Raw genomic sequence first — 18,968 nt, 5'->3', positions numbered from 1 at the left:
TGGTGCTCCAGTTAATGGTGGAACGTTTGGATCTGGGGCTGGAACTCAACAAAATCCAGGTGGTGTAATTATTCAAGCTGGTGTTGGTGATATATTAGCTCTAAGAAATCATACTAGCGCTGCAGCAGTTACGTTACAAACACTTGCAGGTGGTACTCAAACTAATGCTAATGCTTCTATGACGGTTGTATTGATAGGGTAAAAATTAAATTTAGGTCAATTAGATGGCTTAGAATGATATATATCAAGAAAATTTTATGTTAGCAAATTTCAAAGTAATGCAAAAAGCCGCATAGGTGCATATCTATCGGCTGCCATAACGCTAAAACACTGATGTGTCTCAGCTTTTACCTTTAGATATGGATGTAATCTTTGATAGAATGGTAGACGGTTGAAACATCTCCGTTTGCATTGTTTATAATTTCAAGTGCGGAAGCAAATAAGGATACTTTATTTCATGATGGTAGTAGTTATGATTCTGCGGCTGGAACTCAATAAAATTCGGGTGTTACTCAAGATATTGCAAATGTTTCTATAGCAATTACATTTGTGTTTATTGCTTTAAAGGTAAAATTATGAAGATAATATAAATACTATATATTTAATGGTCTAAAAACACTCTAATATTAAAGTTAGGGTGTTTTTACTTTACATTTTAATAAAATTTTTTTGACATAATATTAAGTAATAGTTTTAAAACAATTGCACTGAGTGTGTAACTGTAGTTGTTCTCCTATTATTATAATTCCCATAAGATAATTGTAATTATTATAAATATGTAGCATGAAATATTTATTGGAATAATATATAGTAGCAGTTTTCAAAAATGATACTGCTAGGAGGGTAAATTATGCATAAAGACGAATTTAATTATATTAATGAGATAGATTATATTGAAAGTGGAAAGAATTATTGGCATGCTCGTGATGAGCGTGACCCTGATTACAGTAGAGAGCGTAATTCAAAAAAGTGTAGAGATCATTGCGATTCCCAATGTGACAGAGGTGACAGATGTGACAGATGTGACAAATGTGACAGATGTCACAGACATCACTGTAAAGTGTGCCCAACGGGAGCAACAGGAGCAACCGGAGCAACCGGAGCAACCGGAGCTACCGGAGTAACAGGTGATCCTGGAATAACAGGGGCAACGGGAACTACTGGGGCTACTGGAGCAACAGGAGCTGCTGGAGGAGCAACGGGAGCTACAGGAATAACAGGTGATCCTGGAATAACGGGAGCAACTGGAGTAACGGGTGCTACTGGAGCTACAGGAATAACAGGAGCAACTGGAGTAACGGGTGCTACCGGAGCTACAGGAGTAACAGGTGACCCTGGAATAACAGGAGCAACTGGAGTAACGGGTGCTACCGGAGCTACAGGAGTAACAGGTGACCCTGGAATAACAGGAGCAACTGGAGTAACGGGTGCTACCGGAGCTACAGGAGTAACAGGTGACCCTGGAATAACAGGAGCAACTGGAGTAACGGGTGCTACCGGAGCTACAGGAGTAACAGGTGACCCTGGAATAACAGGAGCAACTGGAGTAACGGGTGCTATCGGTGCAACAGGAGTAACAGGAACAACTGGAGTAACGGGTGCTACCGGAGCTACAGGAGTAACAGGTGACCCTGGAATAACAGGAGCAACTGGAGTAACGGGTGCTATCGGAGCTACAGGAGTAACAGGTGACACTGGAATAACAGGAGCAACTGGGGCTACTGGAGCTACCGGAGTAACAGGTGACACTGGAATAACGGGAGCAACTGGAATTACTGGAGTAACTGGTGCTACTGGAATAACGGGGGCAACAGGTGATACAGGAACTACTGGAGTAACTGGAGCGACAGGATTAGGAGCTATTATACCATTTGCATCAGGAATTCCTATTGTAATGACAACAATTTTAGGAGGATTAGTAGGTACTGGTGGAGTTGTTGGGTTCGGAAGTTCAGCTCCAGGTGTCTCACTACTTGGTGGAACCATAGACCTTACAGGTGGTGCGGGCATACTGCTTAATTTCGCTTTTTCTGTTCCAAGAGATGGAACTATAACATCAGTAGCAGCTTACTATAGTAATGTACTTGCATTAGCGTTAGTAGGGTCAACAGTAACTATTACCGCACAATTGTATAGTTCTACTACACCAGATAATACTTTCACACCAATACCAGGTGCAGTAGCAACCTTAGCCCCACCTCTTACAGGAATTGTTGGATTAGGAGGAACTAGTAATGGGATTACCACGGGCCTCTCAATACCTGTTACTGCACAAACACGATTACTAATGGTGTTTTCTTCAACTGCTGCAGGTTTGTCACTTATCAATACTGTAACTGGTTATGCTAGTGCTGGTATTACAATAGTATAATTTGATAATCATGTTGATTATTATAGTATTAAATAAAAACTTTTCTGAAAATTACAACGGAAGTTTATGAAAATATATTTTCAATAGAACTTCAAATTTATTAAATAGAGTGAATGTTGCAAGTTGTAATTTGCGAAATGAATTAGTGAAATGATCCCCAATTATATACAATTATAATTGGGGTGATTTTATTTCTTTTATTTGATGTCGTGAGGAATATCAACAGAGGAAGCGAAAGCTTGTTGAATAGTTATTTTATTCTTATTAAAGAAAATGTGAATTAAGTGACAAGAATTGCATCACTAACATTATAAGTGTATTTTATACATTTATAAGAATATTATGTAGCAGTTTGTCTTTATTGGAATAACATATATAAGCAGTTTATATAAAATTGTTACTGCTAGGAGGACAACTATGAATAAAGATAAAATTGATGAAAGAGATTATAGTGAAAGTAAAAAGAATTATTATTGGCATGCTCTTGATGATGGTGTGACTGATGACTATTATAGTAGAAAGTATAGTTCAAGTAGGTCTTACAGATATAATTGTGACTCAAAATGTAATGAGTGTGATAGATGTGATAGATGTGATAGATGTGATAGATGTGATAGATGTAATAGATGTGATAGATGTAATAGATGTGATAGATGTGATAGATGTAATGAGTGTGATAGATGTCACTGTTGTGTCGTATGTTCAACAGGAGCAACAGGAGCAACAGGAGCAACAGGAGCAACAGGAGCAACAGGAGCTACCGGAGCTACCGGAGCTACCGGAGTAACAGGAGTTACAGGAGCAACAGGAGCAACAGGAGCAACAGGAGCTACCGGAGCTACCGGAGCTACCGGAGTAACAGGAGTTACTGGAGCAACAGGTGACCCAGGAATAACAGGGGCTACTGGAGTAACAGGAGTTACAGGAGCAACAGGTGACCCAGGAATAACAGGGGCTACTGGAGTAACAGGAGTTACAGGAGCAACAGGTGACCCAGGAATAACAGGGGCTACTGGAGTAACAGGAGTTACTGGAGCAACAGGTGACCCAGGAATAACAGGGGCTACCGGAGTAACAGGAGTTACAGGAGCAACAGGTGACCCAGGAATAACAGGGGCTACTGGAGTAACAGGAGTTACAGGAGCAACAGGTGACCCAGGAATAACAGGGGCTACTGGAGTAACAGGAGTTACAGGAGCAACAGGTGACCCAGGAATAACAGGGGCTACTGGAGTAACAGGAGTTACTGGAGCAACAGGTGACCCAGGAATAACAGGGGCTACCGGAGTAACAGGAGTTACAGGAGCAACAGGTGACCCAGGAATAACAGGGGCTACTGGAGTAACAGGAGCTACTGGAGTAACAGGAGCTACTGGAGCTACTGGAGCAACTGGTTTTACAACTCAGCTTAGAGGACTGCAGGTTCAGCTACAAGATCCGGACACAGTATCTGTTGGTCCTGGAGCACCGGTCATATTTGATACAGTTATAAATGACCTATCAGCATTTCTTTCTTATAATGCTGGAACAGGTGAGATAACAATTTCACAAATAGGCGTATTTTATATTAATTGGTGGGTTTCTACAGATGGTATAGTCGGTGGAGCGGATACAGTAATTACATTCTCAATTACTACTTCACAGGGTGATGATATACAAGCGTCAAGTCCTCTCCAAACTGGACCAATTAGTGGAAATGCCCTAATTGAGGTGATCGCAAGTCCAGTAACATTACAACTTGTAAATGTAACTGATGGTACAATAGGCTTCGGTATAACTCCAATTAGAGCGGATTTAACAATTTTTAATGTAACATTTTAAATTTAGGCCCATGGATGAGTGAGACCGTACTCAGCTATGGGCCATTATATTACTATTTGTTAGAACGAAAAACAAGCTTGTTAATGATTTTATATATGGAGAACCTCAAGTAAGTCTATCATAAGGTTAGGTGATTTTTTATCTATGTGAAAGAAAGCATATTAGTGTAACTGGAATAATTTTATAATGTTAAGTAAAAGGAAGTCGGATTAATGTCAACAATTCTATGTTGGTCTAAAGGATAAGTTAATTAAATATGTGTTAAATATCTAATCGCACATTATGATGCAACGGCATAATATGAAAGAGCAATAACACTCAAAGTTATTGCAATTAAGGAGGGAACGGTTTGGATACAATAGGTCTTCAAATTCAAAGACAATTAGCTGGATCGGTAAGTACAAACTCTAATGTAATATTTGAAACTGTGGTAAACAGTTATGGAGATGTAGTTTATAACGCACTAACTGGTGAAATAGTAATAAATAAGCCAGGAAGATATTTTATCAACTGGTGGGTAGCAACTCAGGCATCTATAGGCGCAAGTAATGTAACTTTTTCAATTCAAACATCTCAAGGAGATGATTTAATAGGGAATTCACCTATTAAAAATACTGAGGTTGTGGGGTATGCTATTATACAAGTTGATGCAGCACCAATAGCATTAAGGTTAATTAATTTAACTTCTAATACCGTATTTTACTCTTCTTTAGTATCGGTAAAAGCAAATTTAGTGTTAGGTGAAATTACCGAAGAAGTAGGAAGTATAACAGGGGCGACAGGAGCAACCGGAGCAACTGGGGTTACAGGAGCAACCGGAGCAACTGGAGTAACTGGAGTAACTGGAGCAACAGGAGTAACTGGAGATACCGGAGCAACCGGGGTTACAGGAGATACCGGAACAGCAGGTGTAACTGGTGATACCGGAGCAACAGGAGTAACTGGAGTTACTGGATCTACTGGAGTTACAGGATCTACTGGTGATACTGGTGCCACTGGAGTAACTGGAGTAACTGGAGTTACGGGAGTTACTGGTGACACAGGAGCAACTGGTGATGCTGGGGCAACTGGAACTACAGGTGATACCGGAGCAACAGGTGTAACTGGAGATACTGGAGTAACAGGAGCAACTGGTGATACTGGGGAAACTGGAACTACAGGTGATACCGGAGCAACAGGTGTAACTGGAGTTACTGGATCTACTGGAGTTACAGGATCTACTGGTGATACTGGTGCCACTGGTGCCACTGGTGCCACTGGAGTAACTGGAGTTACGGGAGTTACGGGAGTTACGGGAGTTACTGGTGACACAGGAGCAACTGGAGTTACAGGTGATACCGGAGCAACAGGGGTAACTGGAGATACTGGAGTAACAGGAGCAACTGGTGATACTGGGGCAACTGGAACTACAGGTGATACCGGAGCAACAGGGGTAACTGGAGTTACAGGATCTACTGGTGATACTGGTGCCACTGGAGTAACTGGTGTAACCGGAGATACTGGTGCAACAGGAGTTACAGGTGATACCGGAGCGACTGGTGTAACTGGAGATACTGGAGTAACAGGAACTACGGGAGACACTGGAGCAACCGGAGACACTGGGGCAACTGGAATTACAGGTGATACCGGAGCAACAGGTGTAACTGGAGTTACTGGATCTACTGGAGTTACAGGATCTACTGGTGATACTGGTGCCACTGGAGTAACTGGAGTTACGGGAGTTACTGGTGACACAGGAGCAACTGGAGTTACAGGTGATACCGGAGCAACAGGGGTAACTGGAGATACTGGAGTAACAGGAGCAACTGGTGATACTGGGGCAACTGGAATTACAGGTGATACCGGAGCAACAGGGGTAACTGGAGTTACAGGATCTACTGGTGCCACTGGAGTAACTGGTGACACAGGAGCAACTGGTGTAACCGGAGATACTGGTGCAACAGGAGTTACAGGTGATACCGGAGCGACTGGTGTAACTGGAGATACTGGAGTAACAGGAACTACGGGAGACACTGGAGCAACCGGAGACACTGGGGCAACTGGAATTACAGGTGATACCGGAGCAACAGGTGTAACTGGAGTTACTGGATCTACTGGAGTTACAGGATCTACTGGTGATACTGGTGCCACTGGAGTAACTGGAGTTACGGGAGTTACTGGTGATGCTGGGGCAACTGGAACTACAGGTGATACCGGAGCAACAGGTGTAACTGGAGTTACTGGATCTACTGGAGTTACAGGTGATACCGGAGCAACAGGGGTAACTGGAGTTACAGGATCTACTGGTGATACTGGTGCCACTGGAGTAACTGGTGTAACCGGAGATACTGGTGCAACAGGAGTTACAGGTGATACCGGAGCGACTGGTGTAACTGGAGATACTGGAGTAACAGGAACTACGGGAGACACTGGAGCAACCGGAGACACTGGGGCAACTGGAATTACAGGTGATACCGGAGCAACAGGGGTAACTGGAGTTACAGGATCTACTGGTGATACTGGTGCCACTGGAGTAACTGGAGTTACGGGAGTTACTGGTGACACAGGAGCAACTGGAGTTACAGGTGATACCGGAGCAACAGGGGTAACTGGAGATACTGGAGTAACAGGAGCAACTGGTGTAACCGGAGATACTGGTGCAACAGGAGTTACAGGTGATACCGGAGCGACTGGTGTAACTGGAGATACTGGAGTAACAGGAACTACGGGAGACACTGGAGCAACCGGAGACACTGGGGCAACTGGAATTACAGGTGATACCGGAGCAACAGGTGTAACTGGAGTTACTGGATCTACTGGAGTTACAGGATCTACTGGTGATACTGGTGCCATTGGAGTAACTGGAGTTACGGGAGTTACGGGAGTTACTGGTGACACAGGAGCAACTGGAGTTACAGGTGATACCGGAGCAACAGGGGTAACTGGAGTTACAGGATCTACTGGTGATACTGGAGTAACTGGTGACACAGGAGCAACTGGTGTAACCGGAGATACTGGTGCAACAGGAGTTACAGGTGATACCGGAGCGACTGGTGTAACTGGAGATACTGGAGTAACAGGAACTACGGGAGACACTGGAGCAACCGGAGACACTGGGGCAACTGGAATTACAGGTGATACCGGAGCAACAGGGGTAACTGGAGATACTGGAGTAACAGGAGCAACTGGTGATACTGGGGCAACTGGAACTACAGGTGATACCGGAGCAACAGGGGTAACTGGAGTTACAGGATCTACTGGTGATACTGGTGCCACTGGAGTAACTGGAGTTACGGGAGTTACTGGTGACACAGGAGCAACTGGAGTTACAGGTGATACCGGAGCAACAGGGGTAACTGGAGTTACAGGATCTACTGGTGCCACTGGAGTAACTGGTGACACAGGAGTTACAGGTGATACCGGAGCGACTGGTGTAACTGGAGATACTGGAGTAACAGGAACTACGGGAGACACTGGAGCAACCGGAGACACTGGGGCAACTGGAATTACAGGTGATACCGGAGCAACAGGTGTAACTGGAGTTACTGGATCTACTGGAGTTACAGGATCTACTGGTGATACTGGTGCCACTGGAGTAACTGGAGTTACGGGAGTTACTGGTGACACAGGAGCAACTGGAGTTACAGGTGATACCGGAGCAACAGGGGTAACTGGAGTTACTGGATCTACTGGAGTTACAGGTGATACCGGAGCAACAGGGGTAACTGGAGTTACAGGATCTACTGGTGATACTGGTGCCACTGGAGTAACTGGTGTAACCGGAGATACTGGTGCAACAGGAGTTACAGGTGATACCGGAGCGACTGGTGTAACTGGAGATACTGGAGTAACAGGAACTACGGGAGACACTGGAGCAACCGGAGACACTGGGGCAACTGGAATTACAGGTGATACCGGAGCAACAGGGGTAACTGGAGATACTGGAGTAACAGGAGCAACTGGTGATACTGGGGCAACTGGAACTACAGGTGATACCGGAGCAACAGGGGTAACTGGAGTTACAGGATCTACTGGTGATACTGGTGCCACTGGAGTAACTGGAGTTACGGGAGTTACTGGTGACACAGGAGCAACTGGAGTTACAGGTGATACCGGAGCAACAGGGGTAACTGGAGATACTGGAGTAACAGGAGCAACTGGTGATACTGGAATTACAGGTGATACCGGAGCAACAGGGGTAACTGGAGATACTGGAGTAACAGGAGCAACTGGTGATACTGGGGCAACTGGAACTACAGGTGATACCGGAGCAACAGGGGTAACTGGAGTTACAGGATCTACTGGTGATACTGGTGCCACTGGAGTAACTGGAGTTACGGGAGTTACTGGTGACACAGGAGCAACTGGAGTTACAGGTGATACCGGAGCAACAGGGGTAACTGGAGATACTGGAGTAACAGGAGCAACTGGTGATACTGGGGCAACTGGAATTACAGGTGATACCGGAGCAACAGGGGTAACTGGAGTTACAGGATCTACTGGTGCCACTGGAGTAACTGGTGACACAGGAGCAACTGGTGTAACCGGAGATACTGGTGCAACAGGAGTTACAGGTGATACCGGAGCGACTGGTGTAACTGGAGATACTGGAGTAACAGGAACTACGGGAGACACTGGAGCAACCGGAGACACTGGGGCAACTGGAATTACAGGTGATACCGGAGCAACAGGTGTAACTGGAGTTACTGGATCTACTGGAGTTACAGGATCTACTGGTGATACTGGTGCCATTGGAGTAACTGGAGTTACGGGAGTTACAGGATCTACTGGTGATACTGGAGTAACTGGTGACACAGGAGCAACTGGTGTAACCGGAGATACTGGTGCAACAGGAGTTACAGGTGATACCGGAGCGACTGGTGTAACTGGAGATACTGGAGTAACAGGAACTACGGGAGACACTGGAGCAACCGGAGACACTGGGGCAACTGGAATTACAGGTGATACCGGAGCAACAGGGGTAACTGGAGATACTGGAGTAACAGGAGCAACTGGTGATACTGGGGCAACTGGAACTACAGGTGATACCGGAGCAACAGGTGTAACTGGAGTTACTGGATCTACTGGAGTTACAGGATCTACTGGTGATACTGGTGCCACTGGAGTAACTGGAGTTACGGGAGTTACTGGTGACACAGGAGCAACTGGAGTAACCGGAGATACTGGTGCAACAGGGGTTACAGGTGATACTGGAGTAACAGGAGCAACTGGTGTAACCGGAGATACTGGAGTAACAGGAGCAACTGGTGATGCTGGGGCAACTGGAACTACAGGTGATACCGGAGCAACAGGGGTAACAGGAGTTACAGGATCTACTGGTGATACTGGTGCCACTGGAGTAACTGGAGTAACTGGAGTTACTGGTGTTACTGGTGACACAGGAGCAACTGGAGTAACCGGAGATACTGGTGCAACAGGGGTTACAGGTGATACCGGAGCAACAGGGGTAACTGGAGTTACTGGAGTTACGGGAGTTACTGGTGCAACTGGTGTAACAGGTGTAACTGGAGTTACAGGAGACACTGGAACTACTGGTGAAACAGGAGCCACTGGTGTAACTGGGGCAACAGGAGCCACTGGAGGAACAATTGGGTTTACACAAACAAATGGTACCTCCGTAAATCTTCCAACAGGAACTCCTGTTACTATTCTTTCTACGTCAATAACCAGTACTGCTGGTCAATTATTAAAAATAGATTCTATGGCAGAAGTTGAGATAACTACTACAGCTAGTGCTACTTCTCAGTATACGATTTTATATAGTCTGTTAAAGGATGGAACTTCTATTGCTTCTGTGACAATTGAAAAAGATAAGGATTTTGCTAGTGCTGCAACACGTATTTCGGGAGAAATTCCAAATTTGACATGGGTTGATATAGTTATAGATGCTTTACCTCACACGTATAGGATTGATGTCACAGTTTCTGGAACTAATATTGTATCCCCATCTGTGGCACTTACTAGGGCACTAAATATAATCTAAATAAGACAATTAAATAATGGCTGGTCATGACTATGGTTTAAGTATTAGGGTTATATAAATTAATCAAGTTATCCAGAGCTTACAAGCACGAAATGTAGAATATCCCAACTTTTGTTGGGATATTTTTTATTAATCAGAAGGGATTTTAGACTTATTAAAATATTTACAGTGAATCTATGGCATTTGAAAATCTATCCAAAATTATACACATAAGTTATATAGTATGTATAAACAAAATTTTCTTAATTAATTATAGTGGTAGAGGGAAACGTATAGGTGAAAGATATGACTAGGAACTATAACTTATGCGTTGAAATGGTAGTTTCAAATGAATATAACTCTAAAGAATACAAAGAGTATATTGCTAAAAACTATTCATTAGAAAAACAAATAACTTCAATTGAGAATGTAATTAAAGGCATTAAAAAAAGATAGCATAATAAATATTGTTAAAGAATTCTTAAATAGTAAAAAACTAAATGAAGTTAATTTGGATGATTGTACTTTATTAATTACTTTATTTAATCGCGCAAAGATATTATAATAACATCAGAGATGAAGGCGCTTTTAACAGGTTCAATTGCAAATACAAAGCAATTAATACAATGTAGGCCCAATAGCATGTTTATAGCAGCAGAAGATTGTATTACTTTAATAAGACTGTTTTCTAATGATTCAGGCAAAAAAGTAGTAGTTTTAAATAATTATGTTCATGTTAGAAGAATTAATGGCGATACCTTAAGTAAAACAATAAATGAAAAAAACTAGCATTAGGATTGATATCACAATGTGTTGGAAATTATTATTGCATTAAAAATGATATTTTTAATGTGAAGGATGCTTTTGTTTATATGAAAAAAAGAGGTGAGTTACTTCAACAGATTTATAATTATGGTGGACAGTTTGTATGCGAAATGATTTCTTATTTAAATGATGAAATTAAGGGAAAAGTTTTTGTTAAATACTTAAATACTTTAGATATAAAAGTTGAAAAGTTTATTGATGATATATGCTTGGAAATAAATTTAATGAAGAAGCTTATTGGTAGTAGCGAGAAGAATAACGTTGTTATTTTAAGTGGATATTAAAAACTAGATAAGGTGAGTATTATTATTCAAAGTTTTAATAGAAAAGACTATTTGCAGTAAGCAATAAATAGTGTTTTAAAGCAATATTATCCTAATATTAAGAAACAAGCTTTACCTGATTATTCAATCTCATACTTCATGAGAAACTAGAAATGAAATTAAGGAGGACTTACTAAAAAAGTAAGTACCTCCTAATTAAATTCTTCAACAGTTACTAAATAAGTTTTTATCTACATTAACGCTCCTTTATATTAAAAATTAGTAATGTTATTCTCATGAGCTACATTTATTAAATATTTTCCGTATTGTGTTTTTATTAATGGCTCGGATATTTCTAAGAGTTGATCCCTATCTATAAAACCATTTAAATAAGCAATTTCTTCAATGCAAGCGACATACAATCCTTGCCTTGTTTGCACCGTTTCCACAAAATTTGCAGCATCTAAAAGTCCTCTATGGGTTCCTGTATCAAGCCAAGCCATGCCTCTTCCAAGCAATTCTACTTTTAAATTTTTTCTTTTTAGATATTCATTATTTATTGAAGTGATTTCTAGCTCACCTCTATTAGATGGTTTAACATTTTTAGCAATGTCGATTACATCATTATCATAAAAATATAAACCACAAACTGCATAATTTGATTTTGGATTTTCAGGTTTTTCCTCAATTGATAATATATTATTATTTTCATCGAATTCGACTACTCCAAAATCCTTTGGATTGATTACATGGTACCCAAAAATAGTAGCTCCTACTTCCCTGTTTGCAGCATTTTTTAACCTCTTAGTAAAACCATAACCGTGAAATATATTATCTCCAAGGATTAAAGCCACCCTATCATGTCCTATAAATTGTTCCCCTATAATAAATGCATCAGCTAGTCCACGAGGATATGTTTGAATAGCATATTGTATATTAATACCTAGAAAACTACCGTCAGAAAGCAACTCCTCAAATGAAGTTATATCTCTAGGCGTTGAAATAATTAATATGTCTTTTATACCTGATAGCATCAACACTGATAATGGGTAATATATCATTGGTTTATCATATATAGGTAATATCTGTTTAGATATTGATTTTGTAATTGGGTAAAGACGTGTTCCAGATCCCCCTGCTAAAATAATACCTTTCATACTTTGCCTCCTTAAGAAATTTATACTTAATAATACATTTTTATAAAAAACAATATATTAAAAGCGTAAAAATAATCATAATACATTAGTATAGTTAATACCTTAGATTCATGTGACCTATTTGAACTAATAATTATAAAAATGAAAAATTTATCTAGAATTATGCACTTACTATTTGTAGTATTCATAAGTTATGTAGAAATATAGAAATATAAAAAATGATTATGGTGGTGAGCATGGATGAAAGTAGTAATACTTTGTGGTGGTAAGAGAAAACGTATGCGCGAAGAAACAGAATACCGGTCTAAACCATTAGTTGAGATAGGTGGTAAACCGATTTTATGGTACATAATGAAAATATATTCGAGTTATGGATTTAATGATTTTATTTTATGCATTGGCTAGAAAGGAGAAATGATAAAGAAGTATTTAAATATTTAGGGAGTGAAGATTGTTTCTTTGAACAAGAACCTATAAGAAATCTTGCAAAAGATAATCAACTTGCGGTTTATGAGCATAATGGATTCTGGGTTGCTATAGATACTATCAAAGATGTTCAAAAGGAAAGGTATTGTGGTGGCTGGAATTTTGGGCCAGAAGATCATTCTATAGTTAAGGTAGAAGAGGTTATAAGTGCTATTATAAAAAATTGGGGTGTTGGTAAGTGGGTGGATTTATCTAGTAGTGAAGAGTTTCATGAAGCAAATTTATTATTAGATATATCCAAGGCCAAAACTTATCTGAATTGGAAATCAGTTTGGGATATGGCTAAATGTATTCAGATGACGGTTGATTGGTATAAAAGATTTTCTGAGCATAATAATATGTACGACTTTTGTAAAAACCAAATTAGTTTTTATGAAAAGTGTGTATATGAATTAGGAGGATACTAGATAAATAATGAAAAGAAGTTTAAAAGGTAAGAGAGTAATTGTTATAGGGTATAATGGCTATGTGGGTAGACATCTAGTAGAAGAATTAGTGAAACGTGAAGCAATAGTGTTTGGTATAGGTAGAAAAATATTAAGATTCAATAAAAATACAGAGGTATATAGTTGTGATATATCTGATTCCAAAGAAGTTTCAACTGTAACAAATAAAATACAACCTCATGCTATTTTTCATGCGGCAGCATATGGAGTTACACAAAGCGCAGACAGATATATAAAAGCTATTGATATTAATATAAACGGTACTATTAATTCAATAGAATCTATTAAAAATATTAAAAACTTTAAAAACTTTAAAGTTTTTATAAATACTGGGTCAGAGTTTGAATATGGCTATAGACAAGTTACATTTAAAGAGGGTATGAATTTACGGCTGTTTAGTATCTATGGTGGGATAGAAAATAAGAATAGATTTATTCCATATATAGTAGATTGTTCATTAAGTAATAAAGAGGTTAACCTGACTTCATGCAAGCAAGTTAGGGATTATGTATTTATAAATGATATAGTAAATTCATATATTTGCTCCTATAATAATTTAAATAGAAAAAACGAAATAATAAATATTAGTACTAATAATGAAGTGACTCTTAAGGGAATGGTAGAAATTGTAAAGAGTATAGAAAATCCAAATCTTAGAGTTAATATTGGAGCGTTAGAAGATAGAAGGCAGGAAATATGGAAGATTGTTGGAGATAATGATAAAACTAAAGAAATTATAGAATGGGAGCCAAAGGTAGATATATATAGTGGCTTAAAAGAAACAATAGAATTATATAGGAGGATCTATAATTATGAGAACTGAAGAAAATATACGCGAGGAAATATTCGAACGGGTTAAAGAGATATATGGTTTAAGAAAAATAAATGAAAAATTTATAGCTGGCCAAACAAAGGTAAATTATGCAGGGCGTGTATTTGATGAAAATATTTTAAAACAATCAGGATACAAGTACATAAATCATAGAATATCAGCATATCTCAGCTCTTGGAGTATCATATTCAAAGCTTCTAAGTAGTATCTTAAGCATACTTTTTTTATCACCTACAAGGTTATAACACTTAGAAGGATCAAAACAGGAACTTATATTATCTTCTACCCAGCCTTTTTCTGTATATGAAAATTTATTTAAATATTTAATCGCATCTTCAATAAATCCATTTTAAAATAATTCCCTGGAATAGTAGAAGAGCCATCTTGGACTCAAAGTTTTTTCTCTGCAAGTAATTTTTTATAGATGGAAATATTTCTACCTTTTATGGCTGCATGTTCTTTTCTATGTGTTATGCAAATATCCATGTTTTTAATAGTTCATCCCATTACTAGTCATTCGTGAACAGGTTCTGACCATTTAGAATTATTTGTTCTTTTTGATAAACGTTCTCTAAAATATGATAGGGTAACTGTCCCATTTGCATCAAAGCCTACGTTATACATCAACATTACATTATCTACATCTAGAGTTAAGTCTTGCTTAAGTTGTTTGAACTTTTTTATATCTTCTTCTAAAATAATATCATCTGCATCTAGCCAGAGGATAAAATCCATTTTTGTTTTAGAATAAGAAAAATTTCTAGCAGCAGAAAAATCATCAATCTATTGAAAATCAAATATTTTGTCTGTATATTCTTGCGCAATTTTTTTTGTATTATCTGTAGAACCTGTGTCTACTATAATTATTTCGTCAACAATATCTTTAACGCACTTAAGGCACCTGCCCAAAACATCTTCCTCATTTTTTACAATCATACATAAACTAATAGTTACCATATAAACATCCTAAAAAAAATCTACAGTATATAATATGCTATGGTTTAAAATAGGAAACAAATTTATAAATAAAAAGTAATTAAGTAGACTCCCGTTATTGCAAGCAACGTTAAATATGAATTTAGAAACACGTAGGTACATTTTTCAATACTAAGAATAATATGTAAGTGGAGCATATTTTGTAGCATTAAGTGTTAAAGGATGGGATAAGGTAATGATCGCAAATAGAAAAACTTCAATAATAATTTTGACTTACAACAATCTTGTTTATAATCGCATTTGCGTTGATAGCATAAGAAAATACACTAAAGAGAATACCTACGAAATAATCGTTGTGGATAATAATTCTACTGATGGAACAAGAGAATGGCTTAAAGAGCAAAAGGATATAAAGGCTATTTTAAATGATGAAAATGTTGGATTTCCAAAGGGATGTAATATTGGAATAGAATCATCTGATAAAGAAAATGATATTTTATTATTAAATAATGATACTGTAGTTACGCCTAGGTGGCTTGATAACCTTAAAGAATGTTTATATAGTGATGATAAAGTTGGATCAACTGGATCTATAACTAACAATTGTTCTAATTATCAGTCTATAAGTGTGCCTTATATTGATGTTAATGATATGATTCCATTTACTGAAGCTACTAATATATCAAACCCTAACAAATGGGAACAAAAAGTTAGGCTTGTAGCATTTTGTATGCTTATAAAAAGAGATGTTCTTAATAAGATTGGCATTATGGATGAAAGGTTCACACCTGGAAATTTTGAAGATGATGATTTATGTATGAGAATTATAGAGGCAGGATACAAGATGATGCTTTGTAATGACAGTTTCATACATCATTTTGGAAGTTCATCTTTTAGTAAAGATTATATTAAATTTAGTAATGTGTTATCAACGAACCGTAAAAAACTTGAGGATAAATGGGGTTTTAATTCTAACGTCAGTAGCACATTAAAATTTGACATAATAGATCGTATAAATGAGCCAAAAGAGAATGAATTAAATATACTTGAATTTGATTGTGGACTCGGGGCAACGCTACTTAAATTAAAGTATCAGTATCCTAACGCTAAGGTATATGGAATAGAGACAAATCCCAATATAGCAAAGCTGAGTGAGAAAATTCTAGAAGTAATGTCAGGGGAGTTTGAAGAAAATTATAAAATGAATTTTAAAAAAGATAAGTCGAATTTTTTTGACTATATAATTCTTGGGAATAGAATTCAACAAAGTAAAGACCCTTGGAAACTATTAAGTGAAGTGAAAAAAATTTTAAAGCCTGGAGGATATGTAATTGCAACGATTCCTAACGTAATGCACCACTCAGTTGTAAAAGGGTTATTAAATGGAAGTTTTATGTACAATGAGAATTCAATTTTAGATAAAAGTAATAAAAAATTTTTCACTTTAACAGATATACACAAATTATTTAATGAGTGTGGATATATTAATCCATTTGTGTTTCATTACTATACTGAATTAACGCCAGAAGATGATGAACTATTAAATAATATTTGCAGTATTGTGGGTGCTAATATGAAAGGACATTTTTTATCTTATGAGTATGTAGCTAAGTTCCAGAAGAGTTTATAGTGCATAAATTTTGAAAGGTGAATAATATGATTTGGAACTATTACTTCCAATTTTCCATATGATAAATTGTATGAAAATTGTATGAAAATTGTAATTAAAAAGGAGAAAATCATATATGGAGATATTAGTAACAGGGGGAGCAGGTTATATTGGAAGTCATACTTGTGTAGAATTATTAAATTCAGGATATGAAGTTATAGTTGTGGATAATCTTTCTAATAGCAAACGGGAATCACTAAAAAGAGTTCAAGAAATAACAGGAAAACATTTGAAATTTTATGAGATAGATATTTTAGAAAAAGTTTCTTTAGAAAAGGCTTTTTCTGAAAATAATATAGAGGCTGTAATTCATTTTGCTGGATTTAAGGCTGTAGGGGAATCTATAAAAATGCCAATACTATATTATCATAATAATATTACAGGAACACTTATACTTTGTGAAGAAATGAGAAAGTATAATGTGAAAAAATTAGTATTTAGTTCTTCTGCAACTGTATATGGAATGCCCAAAAGTGTGCCGATTAGTGAGAAATTTCCTCTCAGTGCTACTAACCCCTATGGTAGAACTAAGTTAATGATAGAAACAATTCTTCAAGATATATATGCATCAGATAAGGAGTGGAGTGTAGCTATATTAAGATATTTTAATCCTATAGGTGCTCATGAAAGTGGAAGAATAGGTGAAGATCCAAATGGAACACCAAATAATTTGATGCCATTTATAACTCAGGTTGCAGTGGGCAAAAGAGATAAATTAAGTATATTTGGTGCTAATTATGCTACACATGACGGCACAGGAGTTAGAGATTATATTCATGTTGTAGACATTGCTAAGGGACATTTAAAAGCTTTAGAAAAAATCATGAAAACTAGAGGTATCGAGCCTTATAACCTTGGAACTGGAGTGGGATATAGTGTTTTAGATGTAATTAAAAACTTTGAAAAGGCGACGAATAAAAAGATACCATATGTGATATCGGAGCCTAGATTGGGAGATATAGCTGAGTGTTATGCAAATCCTATAAAAGCAAAAACTATTTTAAAGTGGAGTGCAGAAAAAAACATTCAAGATATGTGCCTTGATGCTTGGCGCTGGCAAATAAATAATCCGAATGGATATTAGAAAGCTTAGGGAAAGGAATGATAATTAAAATGAAAAAAAATTTCACTTTATACTGGCCCAGTTTTGTAAATGCAGAATTATGTAAAGACTTAGGCGTAATTACTATGATTTTCAATAAGCATCTGAATTATAACAGTCACATTTTATGTAGGAAGAATCAAGAAAATTACGATGAAGTAACAAGGGAAGGCATAACAATGCACTATACCATTGATGACGATACAATTAACAATGTTTTGGAAAATACTGATATCCTATTGCTTATAGGATTTTATGATTTTAATTTACTAATGATACAAAGATTTAAATCTATTAATCCAAAGGGAAAAGTTTATTTGAAACTTGATTTAAATGTTCACTGGCTAGGGAGAATTGTATTCGGTCAGGATACTCTTGAATTGTTAAATCAGTGTTCTCTCATTTCTGTGGAATGTAGAAATCTTAAAAAAACACTTCATGAAAAGTGGCCATTAAAAATTGAGTATATACCAAATGGTTATTATAACGTTGGTTTAAATAAAAATATAGAATACAAAGAGAAAGAAAACACTATCATTACGGTAGGAAGATTAGGAATATATGAAAAGGCTACAGAGATTTTGCTTCAGGCATTTAAAATAGCGGCAAAAGAGCTAATTAATTGGAAGCTAAAACTTATAGGTGGTATAGACCCAAATTTTCAAATTTATGTTGACAATTTTATGAATATTAATCCTGAACTAAAAGATAGAATTATTTTTACTGGAAGAATTAACGATAGAGAATTAATTGAAGAAGAATATAGGAAAGCAAAAATATTCTGCCTTACCTCAAGGTGTGAAGGATTCCCAAACGTATTCTCAGAAGCGGCTAACAAAGGCTGTTATATAATTTCGTCAGATATAGATCCTGCATGGGATATTACAGATGACAAAAAATATGGAAGTATATTTCCTATAAATGATTATGTTTCTCTTGCAAATGAGCTTATAACAGTTTGCTCCAATGAAGAAAGATTAGAAACAGTGTGCAAGGATATTCAAATTTATACAAAAGAGAATTTTGAATGGACAAAACTATGTAACAAAATTAATTCTTTTTTAAATGAAAATGATCAAATTTTGAATGAATAGTTTA

13 protein-coding genes and 2 pseudogenes are annotated in these 18,968 nt (G+C 37.5%); 13 read left to right on the top strand and 2 right to left on the bottom strand.

Annotated features, from left to right (window positions below):
• The first annotated feature begins 850 nt into the window (after positions 1 to 850).
• From A7L45_RS17170 to A7L45_RS17155, 6 genes are all read left to right on the top strand, one after another.
• Positions 851 to 2,371, top strand: coding sequence for an exosporium glycoprotein BclB-related protein (locus A7L45_RS17170; RefSeq protein ID WP_084647501.1), 1,521 nt, complete (start codon positions 851 to 853; stop codon positions 2,369 to 2,371).
• 417 nt (positions 2,372 to 2,788) lie between these two features.
• A complete protein-coding gene (locus A7L45_RS23590; RefSeq protein ID WP_207647744.1) occupies positions 2,789 to 4,192 on the top strand; it encodes a collagen-like protein in 1,404 nt (467 codons plus the stop codon).
• Between the two features lie 349 nt (positions 4,193 to 4,541).
• The gene (locus A7L45_RS17160; protein ID WP_084647500.1) at positions 4,542 to 10,175 is read left to right on the top strand and encodes a beta strand repeat-containing protein; all 5,634 of its coding nucleotides are present in this window, start codon (positions 4,542 to 4,544) and stop codon (positions 10,173 to 10,175) included.
• A gap of 285 nt (positions 10,176 to 10,460) precedes the next feature.
• Positions 10,461 to 10,610, top strand: coding sequence for a hypothetical protein (locus tag A7L45_RS23370; protein WP_169829618.1), 150 nt, complete (start codon positions 10,461 to 10,463; stop codon positions 10,608 to 10,610).
• A gap of 120 nt (positions 10,611 to 10,730) precedes the next feature.
• A complete protein-coding gene (locus tag A7L45_RS23365) occupies positions 10,731 to 10,943 on the top strand; it encodes a hypothetical protein (protein WP_170288114.1) in 213 nt (70 codons plus the stop codon).
• 83 nt (positions 10,944 to 11,026) lie between these two features.
• Positions 11,027 to 11,263, top strand: a complete 237-nt coding sequence (locus A7L45_RS17155; RefSeq protein WP_071613918.1) for a hypothetical protein — start codon at positions 11,027 to 11,029, stop codon at positions 11,261 to 11,263.
• Positions 11,264 to 11,514: 251 nt separating this feature from the next.
• Here the strand turns inward: A7L45_RS17155 and rfbA are convergent, their stop codons facing one another.
• Positions 11,515 to 12,399, bottom strand: coding sequence for a glucose-1-phosphate thymidylyltransferase RfbA (gene rfbA, locus A7L45_RS17150; protein WP_071613917.1), 885 nt, complete (start codon positions 12,397 to 12,399; stop codon positions 11,515 to 11,517).
• Between the two features lie 240 nt (positions 12,400 to 12,639).
• On the opposite strand from rfbA, the pseudogene A7L45_RS17145 reads away from it, so the two are divergent.
• From A7L45_RS17145 to A7L45_RS17130, 4 genes and pseudogenes are all read left to right on the top strand, one after another.
• Positions 12,640 to 12,801 (top strand): annotated as a pseudogene (locus A7L45_RS17145) (NTP transferase domain-containing protein); the annotation flags it as partial.
• Positions 12,792 to 13,292, top strand: a complete 501-nt coding sequence (locus tag A7L45_RS17140) for a CDP-glucose 4,6-dehydratase (protein WP_071613916.1) — start codon at positions 12,792 to 12,794, stop codon at positions 13,290 to 13,292. The pseudogene A7L45_RS17145 and the gene A7L45_RS17140, both read left to right, overlap by 10 nt.
• A 7-nt stretch (positions 13,293 to 13,299) precedes the next feature.
• Positions 13,300 to 14,154 (top strand): NAD-dependent epimerase/dehydratase family protein, encoded by an 855-nt coding sequence (locus tag A7L45_RS17135; protein ID WP_071613915.1) that lies wholly within the window; start codon positions 13,300 to 13,302, stop codon positions 14,152 to 14,154.
• Positions 14,144 to 14,368, top strand: a complete 225-nt coding sequence (locus A7L45_RS17130) for a hypothetical protein (RefSeq protein ID WP_071613914.1) — start codon at positions 14,144 to 14,146, stop codon at positions 14,366 to 14,368. The genes A7L45_RS17135 and A7L45_RS17130 overlap by 11 nt, the downstream gene beginning before the upstream one ends.
• A 308-nt stretch (positions 14,369 to 14,676) precedes the next feature.
• Here A7L45_RS17130 and A7L45_RS24250 read toward each other — a convergent pair.
• A pseudogene (locus A7L45_RS24250) lies at positions 14,677 to 15,099 on the bottom strand (glycosyltransferase family 2 protein).
• Between the two features lie 235 nt (positions 15,100 to 15,334).
• Between A7L45_RS24250 and A7L45_RS17115 the strand changes: the two are divergent.
• The 3 genes from A7L45_RS17115 (at position 15,335) to A7L45_RS17105 (ending at position 18,964) form a co-directional block, all read left to right on the top strand.
• A complete protein-coding gene (locus A7L45_RS17115; protein ID WP_071613912.1) occupies positions 15,335 to 16,729 on the top strand; it encodes a glycosyltransferase in 1,395 nt (464 codons plus the stop codon).
• A gap of 115 nt (positions 16,730 to 16,844) precedes the next feature.
• Positions 16,845 to 17,852: a UDP-glucose 4-epimerase GalE gene (galE, locus tag A7L45_RS17110; protein WP_071613911.1), complete on the top strand. Its 1,008-nt coding sequence runs from the start codon at positions 16,845 to 16,847 to the stop codon at positions 17,850 to 17,852.
• A gap of 29 nt (positions 17,853 to 17,881) precedes the next feature.
• Complete coding sequence (locus tag A7L45_RS17105) at positions 17,882 to 18,964, top strand: glycosyltransferase family 4 protein (protein ID WP_071615029.1); 1,083 nt, start codon at positions 17,882 to 17,884, stop codon at positions 18,962 to 18,964.
• Positions 18,965 to 18,968 lie beyond the last annotated feature (4 nt).

The organism is Clostridium estertheticum subsp. estertheticum, assembly GCF_001877035.1.
Lineage (GTDB): Bacteria > Bacillota > Clostridia > Clostridiales > Clostridiaceae > Clostridium_AD > Clostridium_AD estertheticum.
Note: the sequence above shows the minus strand (reverse complement) of the source record. Positions and strands in the feature narration are given on the sequence as shown.